The sequence below is a fragment of the Streptomyces sp. NPDC048650 genome, assembly GCF_043199095.1.
Classification (GTDB): domain Bacteria; phylum Actinomycetota; class Actinomycetes; order Streptomycetales; family Streptomycetaceae; genus Streptomyces.
The window spans coordinates 1-20,103 of record NZ_JBICVM010000009.1 but is presented as its reverse complement, the minus strand read 5'-3'; the positions used below and the strand labels follow the sequence as shown (position 1 = coordinate 20,103).

Annotated in this window: 21 protein-coding genes and 2 pseudogenes; 7 read left to right on the top strand and 16 right to left on the bottom strand. The window is 72.0% G+C overall.

The window, feature by feature from the left end:
• Positions 1 to 9 precede the first annotated feature (9 nt).
• The 10 genes from ACGFML_RS24640 to ACGFML_RS24595 form a co-directional block, all read right to left on the bottom strand.
• A complete protein-coding gene (locus tag ACGFML_RS24640) occupies positions 10 to 393 on the bottom strand; it encodes a hydrogenase maturation nickel metallochaperone HypA (protein ID WP_393547069.1) in 384 nt (127 codons plus the stop codon).
• A gap of 127 nt (positions 394 to 520) precedes the next feature.
• Positions 521 to 622 carry a DUF6893 family small protein gene (locus ACGFML_RS24635; RefSeq protein WP_393547067.1) on the bottom strand — a complete coding sequence of 34 codons (102 nt, stop codon included), beginning with the start codon at positions 620 to 622 and terminating at the stop codon, positions 521 to 523.
• Between the two features lie 14 nt (positions 623 to 636).
• The gene (locus ACGFML_RS24630) at positions 637 to 1,191 is read right to left on the bottom strand and encodes a hydrogenase maturation protease (RefSeq protein ID WP_393547065.1); all 555 of its coding nucleotides are present in this window, start codon (positions 1,189 to 1,191) and stop codon (positions 637 to 639) included.
• On the bottom strand, positions 1,188 to 2,606 hold the full coding sequence (locus ACGFML_RS24625; protein WP_393547063.1) for a hypothetical protein: 1,419 nt from the start codon (positions 2,604 to 2,606) through the stop codon (positions 1,188 to 1,190). The genes ACGFML_RS24630 and ACGFML_RS24625 overlap by 4 nt, the downstream gene beginning before the upstream one ends.
• A complete protein-coding gene (locus ACGFML_RS24620) occupies positions 2,603 to 3,331 on the bottom strand; it encodes a DUF6084 family protein (protein WP_393547061.1) in 729 nt (242 codons plus the stop codon). Before ACGFML_RS24620 ends, ACGFML_RS24625 begins: the two co-directional genes overlap by 4 nt.
• Positions 3,328 to 3,987 carry a DUF5947 family protein gene (locus ACGFML_RS24615; protein WP_393547059.1) on the bottom strand — a complete coding sequence of 220 codons (660 nt, stop codon included), beginning with the start codon at positions 3,985 to 3,987 and terminating at the stop codon, positions 3,328 to 3,330. Before ACGFML_RS24615 ends, ACGFML_RS24620 begins: the two co-directional genes overlap by 4 nt.
• Positions 3,984 to 4,523 (bottom strand): hypothetical protein, encoded by a 540-nt coding sequence (locus tag ACGFML_RS24610; RefSeq protein WP_393547057.1) that lies wholly within the window; start codon positions 4,521 to 4,523, stop codon positions 3,984 to 3,986. Before ACGFML_RS24610 ends, ACGFML_RS24615 begins: the two co-directional genes overlap by 4 nt.
• Positions 4,520 to 6,304 carry a nickel-dependent hydrogenase large subunit gene (locus tag ACGFML_RS24605; RefSeq protein ID WP_393547055.1) on the bottom strand — a complete coding sequence of 595 codons (1,785 nt, stop codon included), beginning with the start codon at positions 6,302 to 6,304 and terminating at the stop codon, positions 4,520 to 4,522. The genes ACGFML_RS24610 and ACGFML_RS24605 overlap by 4 nt, the downstream gene beginning before the upstream one ends.
• 160 nt (positions 6,305 to 6,464) lie before the next feature.
• A complete protein-coding gene (locus ACGFML_RS24600) occupies positions 6,465 to 7,556 on the bottom strand; it encodes a hydrogenase expression protein HypE (protein WP_393547053.1) in 1,092 nt (363 codons plus the stop codon).
• An 88-nt stretch (positions 7,557 to 7,644) separates the two neighbouring features.
• A complete protein-coding gene (locus tag ACGFML_RS24595; protein WP_393547051.1) occupies positions 7,645 to 7,941 on the bottom strand; it encodes a hypothetical protein in 297 nt (98 codons plus the stop codon).
• 389 nt (positions 7,942 to 8,330) lie between these two features.
• Between ACGFML_RS24595 and ACGFML_RS24590 the strand changes: the two genes are divergently transcribed.
• A complete protein-coding gene (locus ACGFML_RS24590; protein WP_393547049.1) occupies positions 8,331 to 8,666 on the top strand; it encodes a hypothetical protein in 336 nt (111 codons plus the stop codon).
• 16 nt (positions 8,667 to 8,682) lie between these two features.
• Positions 8,683 to 8,946, top strand: a complete 264-nt coding sequence (locus ACGFML_RS24585) for a hypothetical protein (protein WP_393547047.1) — start codon at positions 8,683 to 8,685, stop codon at positions 8,944 to 8,946.
• Positions 8,947 to 8,959: 13 nt separating this feature from the next.
• Here ACGFML_RS24585 and ACGFML_RS24580 read toward each other — a convergent pair whose 3' ends face one another.
• Together ACGFML_RS24580 and ACGFML_RS24575 are read right to left on the bottom strand one after the other, a co-directional pair.
• Entirely contained in the window at positions 8,960 to 9,700 is a 741-nt protein-coding gene (locus ACGFML_RS24580; RefSeq protein WP_393547046.1) for a DUF4232 domain-containing protein, read from the bottom strand.
• A 477-nt stretch (positions 9,701 to 10,177) separates the two neighbouring features.
• Positions 10,178 to 11,755: a hypothetical protein gene (locus ACGFML_RS24575; protein WP_393547044.1), complete on the bottom strand. Its 1,578-nt coding sequence runs from the start codon at positions 11,753 to 11,755 to the stop codon at positions 10,178 to 10,180.
• A 235-nt stretch (positions 11,756 to 11,990) separates the two neighbouring features.
• On the opposite strand from ACGFML_RS24575, the pseudogene ACGFML_RS24570 reads away from it, so the two are divergent.
• Positions 11,991 to 12,206 (top strand): annotated as a pseudogene (locus ACGFML_RS24570) (FadR/GntR family transcriptional regulator); the annotation flags it as partial.
• Between the two features lie 71 nt (positions 12,207 to 12,277).
• Here the strand turns inward: ACGFML_RS24570 and ACGFML_RS24565 are convergent.
• Positions 12,278 to 14,692 carry an MFS transporter gene (locus ACGFML_RS24565; RefSeq protein WP_393547042.1) on the bottom strand — a complete coding sequence of 805 codons (2,415 nt, stop codon included), beginning with the start codon at positions 14,690 to 14,692 and terminating at the stop codon, positions 12,278 to 12,280.
• 406 nt (positions 14,693 to 15,098) lie between these two features.
• On the bottom strand, positions 15,099 to 15,761 hold the full coding sequence (locus ACGFML_RS24560; RefSeq protein ID WP_393547040.1) for a ScbR family autoregulator-binding transcription factor: 663 nt from the start codon (positions 15,759 to 15,761) through the stop codon (positions 15,099 to 15,101).
• A 174-nt stretch (positions 15,762 to 15,935) separates the two neighbouring features.
• Between ACGFML_RS24560 and ACGFML_RS24555 the strand changes: the two genes are divergently transcribed.
• Both ACGFML_RS24555 and ACGFML_RS24550 read left to right on the top strand, forming a co-directional pair.
• Entirely contained in the window at positions 15,936 to 16,919 is a 984-nt protein-coding gene (locus tag ACGFML_RS24555) for a ScbA/BarX family gamma-butyrolactone biosynthesis protein (RefSeq protein ID WP_393547038.1), read from the top strand.
• A 180-nt stretch (positions 16,920 to 17,099) separates the two neighbouring features.
• The gene (locus ACGFML_RS24550; protein ID WP_393547036.1) at positions 17,100 to 17,864 is read left to right on the top strand and encodes an SDR family oxidoreductase; all 765 of its coding nucleotides are present in this window, start codon (positions 17,100 to 17,102) and stop codon (positions 17,862 to 17,864) included.
• A gap of 63 nt (positions 17,865 to 17,927) precedes the next feature.
• Here ACGFML_RS24550 and ACGFML_RS24545 read toward each other — a convergent pair whose 3' ends face one another.
• Complete coding sequence (locus ACGFML_RS24545) at positions 17,928 to 18,155, bottom strand: hypothetical protein (protein ID WP_393547034.1); 228 nt, start codon at positions 18,153 to 18,155, stop codon at positions 17,928 to 17,930.
• Between the two features lie 102 nt (positions 18,156 to 18,257).
• Here ACGFML_RS24545 and ACGFML_RS24540 point away from each other — a divergent pair, with 102 nt between their 5' ends.
• The gene (locus ACGFML_RS24540; RefSeq protein ID WP_393547032.1) at positions 18,258 to 18,710 is read left to right on the top strand and encodes a MarR family winged helix-turn-helix transcriptional regulator; all 453 of its coding nucleotides are present in this window, start codon (positions 18,258 to 18,260) and stop codon (positions 18,708 to 18,710) included.
• Complete coding sequence (locus ACGFML_RS24535) at positions 18,707 to 19,906, top strand: cytochrome P450 (RefSeq protein WP_393547030.1); 1,200 nt, start codon at positions 18,707 to 18,709, stop codon at positions 19,904 to 19,906. Before ACGFML_RS24540 ends, ACGFML_RS24535 begins: the two co-directional genes overlap by 4 nt.
• A 90-nt stretch (positions 19,907 to 19,996) precedes the next feature.
• Here the strand turns inward: ACGFML_RS24535 and ACGFML_RS24530 are convergent.
• A pseudogene (locus ACGFML_RS24530) lies at positions 19,997 to 20,103 on the bottom strand (2-hydroxy-3-oxopropionate reductase); the annotation flags it as partial.

The following is a 20,103-nucleotide window of genomic DNA, read 5'->3' as shown; positions in this document are numbered from 1 at the left end:
CGGCGCTCCTCAGGAATTCGGGACGGGGCCCGGTACGGGTACCGGGGCGTCGTGCCAGCTGACGCTGACGATCTGCAGTTCGCGGCCGGAGAGCAGCTCGGCGCTTCCCCCGCCGCACCCCGGGCAGCTCAGCTGCGGCGGCATCCCCGTCGGCCAGGTGGTCGCGCAGGGGCCGCAGCGGGCGCGGCCGGGCACCTGCTCCGTGACGAGTTCGGCGCCCTCGAGGACCGTTCCGGTACAGGCGAGTTCGAAGGAGAAGGCGAGCGCGTCGGGGACCACACCGGCCAGTTCGCCGACCTGGAGCCGGACGCCGCTGACCGCGGTGGCCCCTGGGGGCCGGGGCGCGCTCTCGACCTGGTCCACGACCGCGAGCGCGATGGACATCTCGTGCATCGGTCTCTCTCTGGTACGGGGACGACCGGGTGCCGCTCGGCCCATTAGACGGCGCGGCCACGGGCCGGCCGGGGTGCCTCGCCGCGGCGGGGCGGCGGCGTCCGCCGTTCGGTGCAGCGGCCGTGGGTCACATGGACCGCATGCGCAGGTAGCGCTTGATGTCGGGGAGCTGGGAGATGACGGCGGCGAAGACGGCGGCGACCGTCGCGCCGAGGACGAGCTTGAGCATGGTGTCGGTTCCTCTCACGGGTGGGTGGCACGGGTGGCCGGCCGGACGCCGGAGCCGGTGTCCGGCTCCGTGCCGTCGACCAGTCGCAGGATCAGCCGGACGGCCTCGTCGACCGCGGCGGCGACCGGCTCGCTCAGGCCGATGCCTTCCTCGACGTCGGCCGGTTCGCAACCGACGACCAGGACGCGGTGCGGGCGGCTGCCGCCGGTGCCGGCGCTGAGGGTGTCGAGCAGGGCGAGCACGCTGTCCGGGGTCATGTGGTGGCCGTCGAGCGCGATGCTCCGCGGGGCGGCGGAGGCCGGGGCGGTGGCGTCGAGGAGGTAGACGGTGCCGGGCTCACCGCCGCGTGCGGAGGCGTCCACCAGGAGCACCGTGTGGTAGCCCTCCAGCATCTGGTAGGCGAGGTGCACGCCGCGTACCCCGACGTCGATGACCTCGACATAGCCGGGCAGCGGGTGTTCACCGAGCCGGCGGACCGCCTCGACCCCGAAGCCGTCGTCGCCGAGGAAGATGTTGCCGACACCGGCGATCAGCGTCTTCGGTGCGGCGGTGCGGCCGTGGGCGCTCACGCGTCCTCCAGGGGGGCGACCTCGTCGGGCTGGAAGTACAGGAAACGGCCCTGCGCGCGCCGGATGTCGGCGCCCGGGTCGCCGTCCACGGTCACCGCGAGGTGCACACCGCCGTCCACGTCGTGCAGGACGGCTTCGACCTGTGCGTCGCGACCGTGCAGAAAGAGGTCCTGGGCGTCGGTACGGCGCGCTCCGGGGCGCAGCCGCACCCGGCTCCCGGCGCCGACCGACCGGCCGTCGATCGTGACGCGATCGCGTACGGGGTCGACGCTGCGGTCGCTCTCCGGGTCCCACCAGGGGGTTTCGGGGCGCAGGCCGGGCACGTCCGGGGTGAGTTCCTCGGGTGCGGTCGGACCGGGCCCGGTGACCTCGCGCAGTGCCCGGACGGCACCGTGGAGCCGTTCCAGCACCTCGGGGGGCATCGAGTCGGCGAGGTCGATGACCTCGGCGGCGCGGGCATCGGTGCCGCGGGCCTCGCGCTTCTCCTGATCGGTCAGGGCCGCGGTGCGCAGGGCCAGGATCTCGTCGATCTCCAGGGCGTCGTAGAGCGCACCGGGGCTCTCGGGGGCGATGGCCGGGTGGTCCTCCAGGATGATCGGGGAGGACAGCAGCACATCGGTCCGGCCCGGCTCGCCGGCGAGTACCGGCCAGGTGTGCTGGTTGCGGCAGGCCGCGACGGCGGACCGGGCCCACTCGGGCGGGTCGGTCAGGGAGAGGAACGACCCGCTGTCGAGCCCGAGCAGGAGATGCGAGGCGACGAGCGCCCGGGGCAGCGCCGCGTCCCGGTCGGCGGGGCCGTCGGGCGCCCAGGCGCTGGTGTTCTCGACGGTGGCGGTCAGCCGGAACGCCGCGTAGGGGCCCGCCAGTTCGGTGGCGGTCAGCCGCAGCAGGCCCGCGATCTCCTCGCGGCGGCGCACCAGCCGTCCGACGAGCCGTCCGTCCGCGTCGTGCACCGGCTCGGTCTCGTCCTGGGCGGGCCGGGAGAAGGGAACGGTGATGCCCTCGCCGTGGAGTGCGGCGACGTCGACGACGGCGGTGACGCGTTCCTCGACGCCCTCGTCCCACGGGACCAGCACCCGGTCCGGCAGTTCGAGTTCCGCGACGGTCTCGAAGCCGCCGTCCGCGCGCACGCGCTGGACCGTGCGCCGCTGGGCGCGCAGGAACCGCAACTCGGCCGAGAGCCGGGCGCCGGACCGCGGCTCCATCAGGCACTCGGTGCGCTGGAAGGAGTGTTCCGCGCTGTCGGCGCCCCAGCCGGGCGGTACGAGCACGCCGAACTGCCAGCGCAGCCGGTTCTTGGCGGCGGAGGCGCGATAGGGGTAGAGCACATAGCCCTCGAACAGCACCGCGTCCGCCACCTGGCGGGCGGTGGCGAAGCGGGCCGCCATCTCGTCGGGCAGGACGCTGGTCGTCACGGCGCGGTCCTCTCGGTGGCGGGCCGGGCGGCGGCGAAGGGGCGGCGCGGCGAGGGGGATGCCTCCCGCGCCCCTGGGGCGGCGGGAGCGGAGTCGGCGGTCCTGGCGTCCTCCAGCAGCGCCTCGACGGTCGCCTCCCACGAGGGCAGGGCGCGGCGGGAGCGGAAGGCGAGCAACGCGTCCAGGGTCTCGCGGGGCAGCCGGAGCCAGCCGCAGCCCGGGAAGTGCTGCTCGGTCATCTCCTGCCAGACCGCGACCGGCATCCGGAACGGCGCCTCCTTGTCCCAGGGCACCGGTGTGACGCTGAAGCCGCCGGGGCCGGAGAACACCGTCCCGGAGAACAGCAGCAGAAGGGGGACCTCGCCGTCGCGCAGCGCATGGAAGTAGCGGGCGGCTGCGACGTCCATGTCGTAGGTGCAGGGGACGGGCAGGTCCACCTCCGTCGTGCCGGTGAAGCCGGGGACGACGAGGGAGACCTGCGCGAACTGCAGGGGGTTGAGGCTGGTGCCCCACCGGGAGCGCTCGCCGAAGAGGTCGGAGAGCGCCTCCGCCTCGTCGGAGGCATAGCCGCGGCGGGCCGGTTCGATACGGATCTGGCAGCGCAGCGCGACGGCGTGCACCCGGGCGGCGTCCTTGGCGGTGATGCGCAGCCGGAGGATCAGGGTGGGCCCGGCGGCGTAGGGGTCGGCGCGGACGCCGGTGCAGACGAAGGAGAGGTCGGTCACGTCCGGTCGGCCTTCCTCGGCGCGCGGGCGCGGGCCGCGATACGGGTGAAGAACTCGGTGAGGGCGGCGCGCGCCTCGGCACCGCCGTCGAACCCGTGCCACAACTGCCGCATCCGGCCGACGAGTTCGTAGCAGAGGTCGACGGGCACCAGGTAGCAGTCGATCGTGCCCTCCGAGCGGCGCAGCAGCAGGGCCTCGACGTCGGGTTCGAGGAGGTGGGCCAGGGTGGTGCCGCCGAGGACGGTCTCCCAGGTCTCGGGGTCGAGTTCGCTCTCGGTGGCTCCGGCCGGGCTGGGGTAGAGGGCAACCAGCCGGTCCAGATCGGTGTTCTTGAGGAAGAAGGCGACACCGACGGGGATCTGGAGGCGTTCCCAGGCCGTGTCGTCGAGGGTGTGGCCCGGGTCGGCGAGAGTGCGGTCCGGGACCGTTCGGAACTGTCCGGTGACGGCCTGTTCGAAGAGCAGCGCACAGGGGGTGCAGGCACATGCCAGGGAGCGCCGCTTGGTGTCGACCAGGTGGCGGTGGCCGGATTCGGCGAGCAGCACGGCGCACAGCTCGCAGCGTTCGGGGGCGGGTGGGCGCGGCGCGCGGAATCTGCGCAGGCCCTGCGGGGCGGGCGCCGTGGGCCGTGCGGGCGCCGTGGGCCGGGCGCTCACGGGGCCGTGGCGGCGGTCGGCGGGCGGCGGGAGATCTGCAGCAGCGTCGGCTCCGGCCCGGACCCGGCCGCCTCCAGCCGCACGGAGGTCACCTCGGGCGCGAAGCAGGACAGGGCGTCCTCGATGGCCTGCTGCGCCGCGTTCGCCGTGCTCGGGCAGCCGCAGCCGGCGGCGGATCCGGACCGCAGGTGCAGCTCACCGCTGTCCGCGTCGAAGCCGCCCATCTCGACCGGGTGCTGGGCCCGGACGCTGTCCAGGGCGCGGCCGATGCGGGTCGTGACGTTCTCGGGGTGCAGATCGTGCAGCACGAGCAGCCCGACCACCAACTCATCGCCCAGCAGGACCCGTTGCTGGTCGTCGTCGAGGAGTCGCAGCATCCGCGCCAGGCCCGCGCCGTAGAAGTCCATCAGTGCGCGGACGAGTTCCTCGGCGGCGACGCCGGCCTCGGTGTCGCCGGCGCCGGCGAGCCGGTCCAGGATCTCTTCGACGCGGCGTCCGGTCGCCTCGGCGTCCGGTGCGGTGGCCGTGGCGCTCATCCGCCCAGACCGCTCAGGCCGGTGGGCACATGCATCTTCTGCACGGACTTGCCGTTGCCGACGTACATGTGCACGCCGCACGGCAGACAGGGGTCGAAGCTGCGCACCGCACGCATGATGTCGATGCCCTTGAAGTTCTCCGGGGAGTTCTCCTCGAAGATCGGGGTGTTCTGGACGGCGTCCTCGTACGGGCCCGGGGTGCCGTAGCTGTCGCGGGTGCTGGCGTTCCACGGGGTCGGCGGATAGGGGTGGTAGTTGGCGATCTTCCCGTCCCGGATGACCATGTGGTGGGAGAGGACGCCCCGTACCGCCTCGGTGAAGCCGCAGCCGATGGACTCGTCCGGGACCTCGAACTTCTCCCAGGTCTGGGTGCGTCCGGCGCGGACCTCGTTCAGGCCCTGCTCGGCGAAGTGCAGTGCCATGGCCGCCGAGTACGCCTGGAAGTACGTCCGGGCGCGGTTACGCTCCAGCGCGTTGCTCCACTTGGGGATCTTCCACTCGAAGCGGGTCTCGGGCTTGGTCATGCTGCGCGGCAGGTCGATGACGACGCTCTGGCCGGTGGCCTTGACGTACGGGGTGTCGACGAGCCCGGAGAGCGCGGTGGACCACAGCCGGGCGATCGGGCCGCCGCCGGTGTCCAGCGCCAGGTGCTCCTTGCCGTCGAACCAGCGCGGGGACATCACCCAGCTGTACTTGTCGTTGAAGTCCCGCTTCTGCGGGGCGGGGATGGTGTGCTGGTTCCACGGGTGGCGCGGGTCGACGGGGTTGCCCAGCGGGTCGTGGGTGACGAACTGCTCCTGGCCTTCCCAGTCCTGGTAGTAGGAGCTGCCGAGCAGGATCCTGATGCCGAGGTTGATCTGGGTGAGGTCGTTGGTGACCAGCTTGCCGTCGACGACGATGCCCGGGGTGACGAACATCTTCCGTCCCCAGTCCGTCATGTTGCGGTAGGTGAAGTCGCAGTACTCCGGGTCGTTCAGCGCGCCCCAGCAGCCGAGCAGCACCCGCCGCTGGCCGACCTGCTCGTAGCCGGGCAGGGCCTCGTAGAAGAAGTCGAAGAGGTCGTCGTGGAGCGGCACGACGCGCTTCATGAATTCGACGTAGCGCATCAGCCGACTCATGTAGTCGGTGAACAGCTGGACGCTGGCGATGGTGCCGACACCGCCCGGGTAGAGCGTGGAGGGGTGCACATGGCGGCCCTCCATCAGGCAGAACATCTCCCGGGTGTACCGGCTGACCTGGAGCGCCTCGCGGTAGAACTCGCCCTCGAGGGGGTTGAGGGAGCTCATGATGTCGGCGATGGTGCGGAAGCCGTGGTCGGCGGCGTGCGGGGCTTCGGTGCGCTTGGCGAGTTCCCAGACCCCGGGGTTGGTCTCGCGGACCATCTTTTCGCAGTAGTCGACCCCGACCAGGTTCTCCTGGAAGATGTTGTGGTCGAACATGTACTCGGCGGACTCACCGAGGTTGATGATCCACTCCCCCAGGTGCGGCGGCTTCACGCCGTAGGCCATGTTCTGCGCGTAGACGGAGCAGGTGGCGTGGTTGTCACCGCAGATGCCGCAGATCCGGCTGGTGATGAAGTGGGCGTCGCGCGGGTCCTTGCCGCGCATGAAGACGCTGTAGCCGCGGAAGACGGACGAGGTGCTGTAGCACTCGGCCACCCGCTTCTGCTTGAAGTCGATCTTCGTGTGGATGCCGAGGCTGCCCACGATCCGGGTGATCGGATCCCAGGACATCTCCGTCAGACCGCTGCCGTCACCGGCCGCCTTCGTCTTCGGTGCCATCGTGTGTGCCGTGCCCTTCTTTACGCGCGAGAGGGAGGGGATCTGACGGAACTGCGGTCCGGCGGAAGGCCGGAAACCGGCCCCCGGCCGGGCGTTCGGACGGCCGGGCGGGGACCGGAGGGCGAGAACGGGGGTCAGACGTGGGCGGCTTCGGGAACGGTCACCAGGGCGACCGGTAGCCGGTGGTCAGCTTCTCGCCGCGGTGGCGCCACTTGGGCTCGTGGTCCACGGTCCTGGCGGTGATGCCGCGCAGCCGGCGGACGACGCTGCCGTAGGCGGCGCTGGCGGTGCTGGAGACCTTGCCGCCGGGCGGCTCGTCCATGAACGGCATGAATTTGTCGGGGAAGCCGGGCATGGTGCAGGCGATGCAGATCCCACCGACGTTCGGGCAGCCGCCGATGCCGTCCATCCAGCCCCGCTTGGGCACGTTGCATTTGACCACGGGCCCCCAGCATCCGAGCTTCACCAGACACTTGGGCGAGTCGTAGGTGGTGGCGAACTGGCCCTGCTCGTAGTAGCCCGCCCGGTCACAGCCCTCGTGCACGGTGGCGCCGAACAGCCACGTCGGGCGGAGCTGGTCGTCCAGCGGGATCATCGGCGCCGAGCCCGCTGCCTGGTAGAGCAGGTAGGTGAGGGTCTCCGCGAAGTTGTCGGGCTGGATCGGGCAACCGGGCACGCACACGATCGGGATGCCGGCCTTGGACGTCCAGTCCCAGCCGAGGTAGTCGGGTACGCCCATCGCGCCGGTCGGGTTGCCGGCCATGGCGTGGATACCGCCATAGGTGGCGCAGGTGCCGATCGCGACGACGGCCAGCGCCTTGGGCGCGAGCCGGTCGATCCACTCACTGGTGGTGATCGGCTGGCCGGTCTCGGGGTTGTCGCCGAAGCCGCACCAGTACCCCTCCGGCTTGATCGCCTCGTTGGGGATGGAGCCCTCGACGACCAGTACGAACGGGTCGATCTCGCCCCGTTCCCCCTTGAAGAACCACTCGATGAAGTTGTCCGCGCCCTGCGTCGGACCGCACTCGAAGTCGATCAGCGGCCAGTGCACCTGGATCTTGGGCAGACCGGGCAGCACGCTGAGCGCGATCTCCTCGATGCTCGGCTGGGTCGCGGCGGTCAGCGACACCGAATCGCCGTCGCAGCTCAGGCCCGCATTGATCCAGAGCACATGAATCGGGGCCTCGTCCTCCCCGGACGGGCTCCCGTTGACTTGCGAGCGGTCGGCGACGGTCGAAGGTCCTGCATCCATGGGGATGCCTCCTCGCAGGGGTATGCAACAAAAGCACGTATGGCGGCTTCTGCCCCCTTGGTAGCACCGATCACCGTGCCTGGAGCGGTCACGCGGTCCGTTCCAGTGACGAGGGCGTGGCGCGTCCCCGGGCCCGCTCGACCAAGGCCCCGGCCCGCGTCAGCAGGGGTCGACGGGCGGCCGGCCGGCGGCGAACGCGGTCGGGGTCACCCGCATGACCTGCCGGGAGGTCCTTGCCGTCGTGGTGCGACGCCTGCGCACGCGGACCCAGCACACTCACCGCGCTCGTGCCGTCGGTGGTGGTCCGCCGGACGAGGAGGGTGGCCGGGTCGGGCACATGCGTCAGCGCGCCGTTCCGCTCGTACGCAGCGCCGATGGCGTCCACCCAGCGCCGTAGTGGACCCGGGACCGGTAGCAGCTGCTGTAGGGGTTCCACCGCACCAGATGAGGCGGGGGCCGAGGCGCCGATCCTTCCTGGAGCGGGCCGCTCCGCCCTGCCAGGCTCGCCCCCATGATCTTGGCTACCGGTGCCACCGGCATCATCGGAAGCGACGTTCTCCGTCTTCTGGCGGACCGCGGTGCGGCTGTCCGCGCCATGCCCGTGCCCATGCCCGCATCCCTGCCGGTCCGCGCGTCACCGTCGTCCAGGGCGATTTCAACGCCTCCCGCTCCCCACTCGCTGCGCACCGCGTTCGGGGGCGGCGTGCGGACCGTCTTCCCGCCGACCGCGTCGGGAGCGGGGATCCCCGGCCATGACCTGGCCATGACCTGGCCATGATCGAGGCCGCCCGCGCCGTGGGGGTGCGCAAGGTGGTCAGGCTGTCGGCGATCGGCGGCGGTCCCCAGGCGGCCGACGTGGGCACCGCACCGTCCGACTGGCATGCGCCCGGCGAGCAGGCCCTGGCCGCCGGCGGGCTGATCCGGGCCTCCTTGCGTCCGAGCTCACTCGCCTCGAACACCCTTCGCTGGGCGCCCGCGATACGGGCGGGTCAGCCGGCGCCGAACACGACCGGGCACGGCGCACAGGGCACGGTCGACCCCCGCGATGTGGCCGCCGTGGCCGTCGAGGCGCTGCTCACCGACGCGCACGACGGCCCGTGCGCGCCCTGACCGGGCCGGAGCTGGCGTGCCCGATCAGGCGGCCGGGCTCGCCGAGATGCTCCGCCGGCCGGTCGGGACGGTCGAGGTGCCACCGAAGACGGCCCGGCGGCAGCGGCTCGCGGCGGGGCCGGACCCGTCCGTCGTCGAGGTGGCGCTCCGGGGCGACCGGCTCGTCCGGGCGGGCGGCAACGCCGTGCTGACCGAGGACGTGACACGGGCGCTCGGGCGCCCGGCCCGCACCGTCCGGAACTGGGCGCGGGACCATCGGGAGGCGTTCCTCCGGCCGTGACCCGCCCTGCTCGTCAGCCCTCGGAGCCGGTCTCCACCGTGGTCACGTCGAAGCGGCCGCCGCAGACCTGCAGACCGGCGCTGTTCGTGGTCATCGACGCCTTGGAGCCGGGCGGGTAGACGTAGACCAGCTGCGACTTCTTCCAGCACGGGGTGTCGGACACTCCGTCGTTGACCGTGTGCAGTACGGCGTGCGCACTCTGTCCCGGCTGAAGCCGGACGGAGCCGCCCGCGGCGCCCGAGCGGGTGGCGGGCTTGCCGACGGTCGAGCCGTCGCGCAGGATCAGCGAGACCCCGGGGAAGCCGCTCAGCGAACAGCTCGTCCTGCTCTTGTTGGTGAACACCAGCGGGATGTGGATGTTGCCCGCGCCGATGTCGGTCCGGCCCAGGCGCAGCGACATGTTGTCCGCGGTGCAGCGGTCCGAGGCGGCCGTCGTCGAGGTGTGGGACGCGGTGGCGCTCGGGGCGTTGGCCTCCGGCTTGCCGCTGGGGGACTTCTTCCCCGCCCCGGCCGACGGCGCGGTGGCCTCGGAGGAACGCGACTGGCTGCCGGAGGGTCGCGTGTCGTTCCCCGAGGACGGCGCGCTGTGCGCCCCGTCGGTGCTGGTGGAGGTGGCGGGTGCGGAGGCCGACGAGGAGTGGGACGCGGAGTCCGTTCCGTTCTGGCAGGCGGAGAGCGCGAGTGCCGCGACGGCGATCAGCGAGGCGGCAGCGACTCGTCGGCCGCTGCCGAAGGTCCGGGTGGTGAGCGACATCAGTCTCCCCCTCGTCGGGTGGTTGCGCGCCCTCTCAGCCGGGGTGCGCACGGTGGGTCCGTTGTGCTTCCAGCCTGACCCCGGGCGCTGCCGGTCCGCTAACGAGGCGCTAACGCGCCACTAACGGGCCGGGCGCCCGGCGGCGTCCCGGTCGTCCTTGCGACCGGCACGGGCGCCGGATGCGCCGGGTTCCCCACTCAGGCTCGCAGAATTTCCCCGAACCGGACATGTCGCTCCCCGGTTCGGCCGTTCCCCCTCTGCCACCCCGTCGGCCCCACCAGGCCGAGCAGCACCGGGAGGCCGCCCGGCCCCGGCCGACGACCTGGGGCCGCACGGTGGCCGTGCGAGCGCTGGGGCCGCCATTCCGCGCGCCGTCGCCGGCCGACCGCCCGCGTCGCACCCGGTGGGTGTGCGAGGAGCACCCGGACGGCGGTCCTCCGCCGAGGGCACCGACGGGAGCTGTTGGGGGCGGGCGCGCTACTGCCCCCGCCCCTGGTACGCGCCGATGTTCGGCGGATCGGGCACCGGGTTGCCGTAGAAGTCGCGGGCCCCCGAATCCGGTACGCGTACACCCGCGCCGAGGGCCGGGGAGTCGGCGCGGAGCCGGAGGTCGCCGGGTGCCACGAACCGCGGATCGGCGCCCACGCCCGCGGTGTCACCGTCGGGAAGGTGCGGGATACGGGCGTAGAGGTTGTGGTCGTAGACGTTGTGCGGGTCGCTGATCGGGGAGCCCGCCTCGGCGCCGGCGAGGACGTTGTTGCGGAAGGTGACGCCGCCGGGGCCGTTGCTGCTGACCATCGCGGTGTGGGGGGCGCCGGTGGCGATGGTGTTGTTGTGGACGAGGGTGCGGGTCGCGGCCGCGCAGACCACGGACACGACGCCGTAGGGCGCTGCGGTGTTGCGGTCGTTGAGGCTGAGGTTGTAGCGGACCGTGTTGCGGTCGGACGTCATGCCCTCGCCGTTGCAGATCAGCAGGAAGCCGCCTTCGTTGTCGTGGCTGTAGTTGTACTGGTAGACGTTGCCGTTGTTCCCGCCGTCGATGTCGTACGCCATCGAGTCCCGGGTGCCGTGGCCGCCGCTGACCTCGTTGAACTGATACCTCACCCGGTCGGAGTTCCAGGCCCAGACACCGGCGTTGTAGCCCGCCGAGCGTCTGTTGAAGCCGTCGACGCGGTTGTGGTCGACGCGTGCGCCGACGGCGTTCTGCACCACGATTCCGTCGCCGCCGACATCGCGGACGGAGTTGTCGTGCAGGGACAGGCCGGTGATCGGGGCGAAGGAGGTGCCGGGTCCTTGCGGGTGCTCGGGCCGTCGGCCCCAGGTGGAGGAGGTGCCGATGCCGGTGCGGTCGGTGTGGGCGACGGTGGCATGACGGACCGTCACCTCGGCGAAGCGGGTGGGCCGGGCCGAGCCCTGGACGACGAAGAGGATGCCGCCCGACGGGTCGGGATCCTTGAAGTCGGCACCGTTGACGGCGTGGACGTCCACGCCGTCCACCAGATAGTGGTGGCCGATGCCGTAGTCGTGCAGCCGGACGAGCACGCCGGCGCGGCGGTCGGTGGTGGTGGCGAGGGGGCCGGTGTTGGTGACGTCGAGGTCGCGCAGCTCCCAGTACTGCACGTTGTCCAGAAGGATCGCGGCCCGGGCACCCGCCCCCGCGATCCGGGGCTTGGCGCCGCCGCCGTAGGCACCGGCGGCGAGCGGCGCCCCGGCGGCGCCCGAAGCGGTGGGGGCGAAGGTGCCGGTGCAGGTGGTGCCGCGCTTGAAGAGGATGCGGTCGCCGGGCCGGTAGGCGGCCGCACTCGCCTTCCCGAGCGTGCGCCAGGCGGCGCCGGGGGTGGTTCCGGCGGCGGCGTCGGAACCGGCGGCGCAGTCGACGTAGTGGGCGGACCCCTGGGACGGCGCGGGCGCCGCCAGGGCCTGCGGGGCGGCCAGGGCGGCGACGGACGAGGCCGTGGCGAGCACCGCAACGGCCGCCCGGCGCAGCCGTGCTGAGCGCAGCCGTGCTGAGGGCAGCCGTGCTGAGGGCAGCCGTGCTGAGGACAGTCGGAGCATCGTCCCTCCTGGTTCGGTGCGTCGGCAGGAGCTGCGGCCGACGGGCTGGGCCACATCGTCAAACGCCCGTGCACCGCTGACAAGGCATCGCCTACCGGGGCAGAGGAAAGTCCAAGTGCCGCTCCGCGAAAGTACAACTCGCTTGGTCCGCCGACGGGTTGGGAGGTCGGTGCGGCGATGACGGGACGCTCCGGCGGGCACGGCCGGAGCGTCCCACGTCGAGCCGCCGGCCGGCGTCACCGGCGGACACTGGCCGGTGGGCACCAAGCTCCCCGGCGAGACCACCCTGGCCACCCCCCTGGGTGTCGGCCGCTCCACGGTCCGCGAGGCCGTACGGGCCCTGGCCGGCACGGGGTTGCTGCAGCCCCGGCAGGGCTCGGGCGTCTTCGTGATCGCCACCGAGCCCAGCGAGGACTGGCCCGCCCGCCTGCGCCGCGCGGCCGTCGCCGACGCGGCCGGCTGCTTCCCGTCCGGCCCGCGACGTAGCGTGCGCGGGGCGGACGGGAGAGGCCGCCGGGTCCGTCAGCCGGTGGCCTCCGACGGCTGTGCGAGGTCCAGGTCCAGGATCTCGTCGGCGCCGCCGGTCAGGGCTATCGGGGCGGCCTGCGGCGGGTAGCCGGACACCGAGAGGGTGTACTGGCCGCCCGTCAGGTCGGAGAAGGCGAACGCGCCGTCCGGGCCGGTGATCGTGTGGCCGGTGACCGTGCCGCTCTCCAGGAGGGTCACCGCCGCGTCGGCGAGCGGTCGGCCGCCGGGGCCGCGTACCGTGCCGCGGACGATCGCGCCGGTGCGCAGCCGGGCATCCTGGTGTGCCGCCTCCGCACCGGGCAGTTCGACGGTGCGGGCCTCGGGCTGATGTCCGGCGGCGCCGAGCACCAGGGTGTAGGTGCCGGACGGCAGATGGGCGACCTCCCAGCCGCCGTCGGCGCCGGAGGCCGTGCGAGTCATCACATCGCCCCGCAGGTCCGTGACAACGATGCTCGCACCGGCCAGCGGAGTGCCGTCCGGGCCGCCCAGCACGGTGCCGGCCATCCGGCCGGTGCCGGCCAGGACCAGGTCCACCACGGTCGGCGCGCCCCCGCCCCGATACGCGGCCGAGGCCGCATGCGGGGTATGGCCGGGCGCCGCGCCGGTGAGGACGTACGTGCCGGCGGCGGAGGCGGTGAGGGCGTAACGGCCCTCGCCGTCGGCCGTGGTGCCCCCGGCCTGGCGGCCGTGGCGGTCGATGAGGGTGACGGTGGCCCGGTCGATGGGCACACCGGCCGGGTCCAGGACCCGGCCCCGGAACGCCGTGTGCGATGACGGACCGTCGGCAGTCGGCGGTGCCCAGGAAGGTGCGGGCTTCGCGAGCGGGTCGGACTCCGCCGGGCGTGCGGGCGTCCCGGTGGCCGCCGGGGCCTCTGCCCGCTCCGTCCGCGCCGGGGCCTCCGTCACGTCCGTGCTCTGCGCGACGAGCGTCGGCGTCGTGCGGGACGCCTGGCGCTGCGACGGCAGGAAGGCCGCCACGACGACACCGACCAGGACCGCGGCCGTGGCGATCAGGAAGGAGACCCGGAAGCCCGCCATGGTGGGCACCGTCACCGGGCCGAAGTCCGTGGACATATGGGCCAGCACCATCCCGATGACGGCGCTGGAGACGGAGGTGCCGATCGACCGCATCAGGGTGTTGAGGCCGTTGGCCGCGCCGGTCTCGGAAGGATCGACGGCGCCGATGATCAACGCGGGCAGCGAGGAGTAGGCCAGGCCGATCCCCGCGCCGACGACCACCGCGATGATGACCGTCTGCCACGGGGCGTTCATCAGGCCGATGCCCGCGCCGTAGCCGACGGCGATGACCAGCATGCCGAGCAGCAGCGTGATCTTGGGGCCGCGCCGAGCGGCGATCCGTGCGTACAGCGGCGCGACGAACATCATGGTCAGGCCGAGCGGCGCCACGCAGAGGCCCGCCACCACCATGGACTGGCCGAGGCCGTAGCCGGTCGACGTCGGCAGTTGCAGCAACTGCGGCAGGACCAGGGAGATCGCGTAGAACGCCACGCCGACCGTGATGGAGGCGAGGTTGGTGAGCAGCACCTCGCGGCGGGCACTGGTGCGCAGATCGACCAGCGGGTCGGCGATCCGCAGTTCCATCAGGCCCCAGAGGGCGAAGATGACCGCCGCGATCGCGAACAGCCCGAGGATGGTGGGCGAACCCCAGCCCCAGTCGCTGCCCTTGGTGATGGGCAGCAGCAACGCGACCAGTCCGGCGGTCAACCCGATGGCACCGGCGACGTCGAAGCGCCCGGGGGCGCGCAGGGACGTCTCCGGTACGACGAGGAGGGTGAGCAGCATCGACAGCACACCGAGTCCGGCGGCGCCGAAGAACAGGGCGTGCCAGTCGGCGTGCTGGGCCACCAGGGCGGCGGCCGGCAGGGCGAGGCCGCCGCCCACGCCTATGGACGAGCTCATCAGGGCCATCGCCGAGCCGAGCCGCTCGCGCGGCAGCTCGTCGCGCATGATGCCGATGCCGAGCGGAATGGCGCCCATGGCGAAGCCCTGGAGCGCCCGGCCCACGATCATGGTGACCAGGTCGTCGGTGAATCCGCAGATCAGTGAGCCGACGACCATGACCGCGAGGCTGGTCAGCAGCATCCGCCGCTTGCCGTAGAGGTCGCCCAGGCGTCCCATGATCGGCGTCGAGACGGCACCGGCGAGGAGAGTCGCCGTCATGACCCATGTCGCGTTGCTGGGCGCCGTGTTGAGCAGCGTCGGCAGGTCCTTGATGACCGGCACGAGCAGCGTCTGCATCACCGCGACGACGATGCCGGAGAAGGCGAGGACCGGGACGATGCCGCGGCTGGCTCTGCGGTGCCCGCCCTTGCCGGTGCCGGGCGCCGCCTGCGCGGCATCGGGGGGCGGCGTCCGTCCGGGTAGCTGGTCGGTCGTCGTCTGGGTCATGCGTGCGGCCTCCGGTGCGGCAGGAGCGAGTGTCGTCGGGGCGGAGCAGGGCTGACGGCGGCCGTCGGGATGCGGCACTGCCTACAGGTGGCGTGGTCCACGGGCCCGGCCTGTCCGGGTCCGTGGATACGTGCATGCGGAACGTTTCATCTCGGCGCCCTATTCCGCCTTTCCGCAAGACATCGCATGCGAGCGGTGGTGATCTACCTCACCCCTCACGGCGGAGCCTCCCCGGCGGCCGTCACCCGCCCCTCGCACCGCACCCCCGCACCGCACCCCCGCACCACCACGGCAGACGCCGGGAGGCGCCGCAGACCTCCGCGACATCCTCGAATAAATACCGTCCACGCGGTATTTTTTTAGCCCACACATTCCTCGCTCACCCTTCGGATCACCCGCCTCCGCCTCACGCCGAAGCCGCTTCCGCCGTCGTATTCCCCTTGAGCGCGGCATCGAGCTCAGCACCCCGCTCCGGATTCAGCTTGAGTTTGGCGAGCACGGCCGGGACCGCGATGCTGGGAAGGGTGTGCTCGAAAAAGACCGTCAGGCGCTGACTGAGATCCGCCTGATTGCTCACCGCGTTCGACATCAACTGCAGCCCGGCGAACGCTCCGACGAAGAGCTCCGCGGTGTCGTGCACGACGACGCTCTCCAACACCTCACCGCGGTCCCGCGCCTGGTCCAGCAATCCCTCGACGAACCGCGTCCAGGCCGTCATCGACTGTTTGCGGTCCAGGTGGTTCGAGCCCTGCTCGACCGCCAGTCGGGCCGCCCCGCGCTGGATCGGATCGCTCCGCAACCGGAATGCCAGCACCTGCCCCGCGTCGACGAACTCCTGCAGCTTGATCTTCTGGGGCGCCACCGAGATGTCGATCACCTGCTCCTGGAGCACGGCCAGCGCGAGTTGCTCCTTGGAAGCGAAGTGGAAATACAAGGCGCCCTTTGTCACGCCGGCGCGCTTGAGGACTTCGGCAATCGTCGCGCGGTCGTAGCCGAGCTCGTCAAAGACCGAAGCGGCCGCCTCCAAGATCAATCGCCGGGTCCGGATCGCGCGGTCCTGCTGTGCCACAGAACCCCTCCGCTCTCTCACTGTTGTCACGTTCCGCATGAGTTAGCTATCGCCCAAGTCGCCCCAGTGCCAGCTACTTGCTCCATCTCGTCACTCCGGCATTGAAAAGAAAACCGGATGGTACGTATCTTAACAGCGTCGGAACCCACCTCATTGAGACGCCTGGGGGCAGTCATGAGCGACACTATGCACGTCAGCGGCACGGTTCAGCCCAGGACTCCACAGCAGGTACGCCTGAACCGAAGCCGCCGCGCCGTCAACGGGCATCACCGAGGACCCCGCATTCCCCGGGAGCTCGTGCACCGCTCCTTCACCGAGGACATCCTGGTCACATCCTGGCGCCGGCTGGGCCGCCACCGTTTCTCGCTGACCGCCCAGTGGCCCCACGACCACGCGTATTTCACCCCGGTTCACGGCCGTCACCACCTCATCCTCACGGGCGAGACCATCCGCCAGGCAGGTCTGCTGCTGTGTCACACAGAACTGGGCGTGCCGGTCGGCCACCACTTCATCCTCGGAGATCTCGTATATACAACACACCCCGAGCATCTGGCGGTTGGCGGTGGACCCACCCGACTGACGATCGATGTCAACTGCAGCCGAATGCGGATGCGGAACGGCGCGCTCGCCAGCGGGCACTTCGCCATGACCTTCCGCAAGGAGGGCCGGATCGTCGCGACCGGCCACTCCGACGTCACCGTCGCCTCCCCGGCCGTCTACCGCCGGATCCGCGGTGAGCGGCTGGCCGCCCGCCGCGCTCTCGGCCCGCTCCCGACTGCCGTTCCGCACCAACAGACCGGCAGCGCCCAGGACAGCGACGTCCTGATTTCCCCCGCCGGCCGGCCCGCCCGCTGGCAGCTGCGCATCGCGCCCGGGCATGCCGCCATGGTGAATCCGGCGAACGATCACATCCCCGGAATGCTGCTGCTCGATGCCGCCCAGCAGGCCGCCCGCACCCTGACCGCACCCGAGACCTTCGTGCCCTACGCCTTCGGCACCGAGTTCCACCGCTACGCCGAGCACGGCACGCCGTGCGTCCTCGAGGCGCAGCGCATCCCCTCCGCCCTGCCCTGCACCACGACCGTCCGAGTCACCGGTTCACAGGGCGGCGAGCCGGTGTTCGTCTCCACACTGACCGCGCTGGACGCACGTCCCTGAGTTGCCCACCGCACAAAGGTCTCCCCGACTCGCCCCCGGCAGGCGCCAACAGGTCACGCACCAGTGGTGAGCAGCCGCTTCGGAGGGCTCGTACGCACCACCCGGCACCCGGCCCGGACACCGCATCGACCATCATGAGCGGCGACACGCACCCCGCAGCAGACGGAAGGCCACAACACCATGGGTGACCTCAAGGGAAAGACCGCGCTGGTAACTGGATCCAGCCGGGGCATCGGCCGGGGCATCGCCCAGCGCCTCGCCCAGGACGGTGCACTGGTCGCCGTGCATTACTGCAGCAACGACGACGCGGCCAAGGAGACACTCGAGAGCATCAGAGCCGCCGGCGGACAGGCGTTCGTCATCGGCGCGGAGCTGGGGGTACCCGGTGATGTCGAGGCCCTCTTCGCCGCCTTCGACACCGAACTCGCCGCGCACGGTGCACAACCCGGGCTGGACATCCTCGTCAACAACGCGGCCATCAGTCTCCCGGGCCACGTCGACGAGGTCACTCCGGAGGAGTTCGACCGCACGATCGCGATCAACACCAGGGCACCCCTCTTCGCGGTGCAACACGGTCTGCGCCGGATGCGCGACGGCGGACGCATCATCAACGTCTCCTCGGCGGTGACCACCACGGCCTTCCCGCCCACCATCGCCTACGCGCTGTCCAAGGGCGCCGTGGACACCCTGACCCTCACCCTGGCCAAGGACGTCGGCGAGCGAGGGATCACGGTGAACACCATCGCCCCGGGCTTCATCGAGACCGATATGAACGCCGCGATGCGGGCGACCCCGGAGGCACACGCCGCGCTGGCGGCGATATCGGTGTTCAACCGCCTCGGCCATCCCACCGACATCGCGGACGTCGCGGCGTTCCTCGCCTCCGACGACTCCCGCTGGATCACCGGCCAGCGCTTCGAGGTGACCGGCGGCTCCATGCTCTGACATGCGGCCCGGCCACGGCGCGTGACGCGTCCAGGTTCCGGACGGCCGCACCCCCCGAGTCGTTCAGGCCGGCGGCATCGGCCATTCGTCCAGGTTGCCGCCGCGCCACTCCACGAGGCGGGGATCGTCGAGCTCGATCTCCTCGGCCGGGCCGGCGACGCCCGCACGGCGGAGGAATTCGGCAACGTCGCCCCGCCCATGGGCCAGACCGACGATCTGGCCACGCACGGTCACCCGACGGCCGCCGGACGGCGTCGGCGGGTGCACGATGACGGGAGGGTGCTCGGTCATGAGTACAGGGTGCGCCGGGCGCCGCAGCCGCGCACGTCGAAGGCCCGCACTCGGCGCACACCAAGCTTGGAGACTCCAAGCAGCCCGCCGTAGGCTTGCCCTGTGGTGACACCGACACCGACACCGTCCGGCACGGAACGCACGCGGGAATTGCTCATCGCCGTGCGCGAGCTCATCGGCGCGTCCCGGACCCGGCTCCGGGAGACGCTCGACCGGCTGGGGCTGACCGTGCCGCTCGCTGACGCGCTGTGGGCACTCGATCCCGCGCTCCCCGCCCCCTCGATGAAGGTGCTGGCGGGGATGCTGCACTGCGACCCCTCCAGCGCCACCTTCCTGGTCATCCGCCTCGAACGGCAGGGGCTCACCGAGCGGGTGCCCGATCCCGCGGACCGGCGTTCCAGGACCGTCGAGCTGACGGACAAAGGGGTGCTGGTGCGCGGCGAGCTGATCGAGGCGATGGTCGAGCAGTCGCCATTGGCGGCGCTGAGCCCCAAGGACCAGGACGCCACCTTGCGGCTGCTCCGCAAGGCCCTGGGGCGGGCGGGCCGGCCGTGAACGATCCGCTGGAGTCGGAGGAGTTCTCCCGCAATCCGTATCCGATGCTCGCCGCGCTGCGCGAGCGCGGCCCCGTACAGCGGATACCCACCGGTAAGGGCCGGACCACATGGGTCGTGACCGGATGGGCCGCGGCGCGGGAGGCGCTGGCCGATGCCCGGCTGTCGAAGGACACCGCCCGCTTCTTCGCCGGGCGGCCCTCCCAGCGGGATCTGGCCCCCGCCGTCAGCCGCACCATGCTCGCCACCGACCCGCCGGACCACGGACGGCTGCGGAAGCTGGCGATGAAGGCGTTCACCCCGGCGGCCGTCGCCCGCCTGGAACCCAGGATCCGCGAGATCACGGAGGGCCTGGCCGATTCGCTGGCCGCCGGCCTGGCCGCGCGGGGCTCCGTGGATCTGATCGAGGAATTCGCCGCACCGCTGCCCATCGCCGTGATCAGCGAACTCCTGGGGGTGCCGGAGCGGGACCGGGCGGCGGTGCGCCGGTGGTCCAACACCCTGTTCGCGGCGGGAGGTCCGGACGCCGTCGTCGACCGGGCGTCCCATGCCCTCAGCGACTACATGACCGGGCTCATCGCGGCCCGGCGGACGACACCCGGGGAGGACGTGCTCAGCGCCCTGATCGCCGCCCGGGACGCCGAGGACCGGCTGTCGGAGCCCGAACTGGTCTCCCTGGCCGTGCTGTTGGTCGTCGCCGGGCACGAGACCACGACCAACCTCATCGGCAACGGCACGCTGGCCCTGCTCCTCGACGACGCGCTCCGCGCCCGCCTGCTGGCCGATCCCGGGCTGCTGCCCGGCGCGATCGAGGAGTTCCTGCGGTACGACGCGCCGATCACCCTGGCCACCTTCCGCTACGCCACCGAGCCGATGGAGCTGGGCGGTGCCCGCATCGGGCCGGGTGACGTGGTCCTCGTCTCCCCCGGCGCCGCCAACCGCGATCCGGCGCGGTTCCCCGACCCCGACGCCGTACGGCCGGACCGTCCCACCGGGCACCTCGCCTTCGGCCACGGGCCGCACCACTGCCTCGGCGCGCCGCTGGCGCGCGTCGAGGCGCGGATCGCGTTCGAGGCACTGCTCGCGCGCTTTCCCCGGCTGCGGCGTACGGAGGAGGACACCGACGTGCTCGACTGGCGGCGGACACGGCTGATGCGCGGCCTGGCGGAGCTCTGGGTGACGTTGCCGGACGCCTGAACCCGGCCCGGACACGCCGAACCGGCGCCGCGACTGCTGTCGCGGCGCCGGTCGGTCCCGGGCCGTTCGCGGCGGATGCCGCGATGCGGCTCAGTTCTCGATGGTGTGGCCGGAGAGGCGTTCGACGCCGCGGAGGAGGGCGGAGTGGTCGAGGTTGCCGTCGCCCTGGGCGCGGAGGGAGGCGACGAGGGAGGCGA

Bases quoted from the DNA above. Each gene is read 5' to 3' on its own strand.
- ACGFML_RS24640 (WP_393547069.1), bottom strand. From the start codon at position 393: ATGCACGAGATGTCCATCGCGCTCGCGGTCGTGGACCAGGTCGAGAGC.
- ACGFML_RS24635 (WP_393547067.1), bottom strand. From the start codon at position 622: ATGCTCAAGCTCGTCCTCGGCGCGACGGTCGCCGCCGTCTTCGCCGCC.
- ACGFML_RS24610 (WP_393547057.1), bottom strand. From the start codon at position 4,523: ATGAGCGCCACGGCCACCGCACCGGACGCCGAGGCGACCGGACGCCGC.
- ACGFML_RS24605 (WP_393547055.1), bottom strand. From the start codon at position 6,304: ATGGCACCGAAGACGAAGGCGGCCGGTGACGGCAGCGGTCTGACGGAG.
- ACGFML_RS24600 (WP_393547053.1), bottom strand. From the start codon at position 7,556: ATGGATGCAGGACCTTCGACCGTCGCCGACCGCTCGCAAGTCAACGGG.
- ACGFML_RS24590 (WP_393547049.1), top strand. From the start codon at position 8,331: ATGATCGAGGCCGCCCGCGCCGTGGGGGTGCGCAAGGTGGTCAGGCTG.
- ACGFML_RS24580 (WP_393547046.1), bottom strand. From the start codon at position 9,700: ATGTCGCTCACCACCCGGACCTTCGGCAGCGGCCGACGAGTCGCTGCC.
- ACGFML_RS24575 (WP_393547044.1), bottom strand. From the start codon at position 11,755: ATGCTCCGACTGTCCTCAGCACGGCTGCCCTCAGCACGGCTGCCCTCA.
- ACGFML_RS24565 (WP_393547042.1), bottom strand. From the start codon at position 14,692: ATGACCCAGACGACGACCGACCAGCTACCCGGACGGACGCCGCCCCCC.
- ACGFML_RS24555 (WP_393547038.1), top strand. From the start codon at position 15,936: ATGAGCGACACTATGCACGTCAGCGGCACGGTTCAGCCCAGGACTCCA.
- ACGFML_RS24550 (WP_393547036.1), top strand. From the start codon at position 17,100: ATGGGTGACCTCAAGGGAAAGACCGCGCTGGTAACTGGATCCAGCCGG.
- ACGFML_RS24545 (WP_393547034.1), bottom strand. From the start codon at position 18,155: ATGACCGAGCACCCTCCCGTCATCGTGCACCCGCCGACGCCGTCCGGC.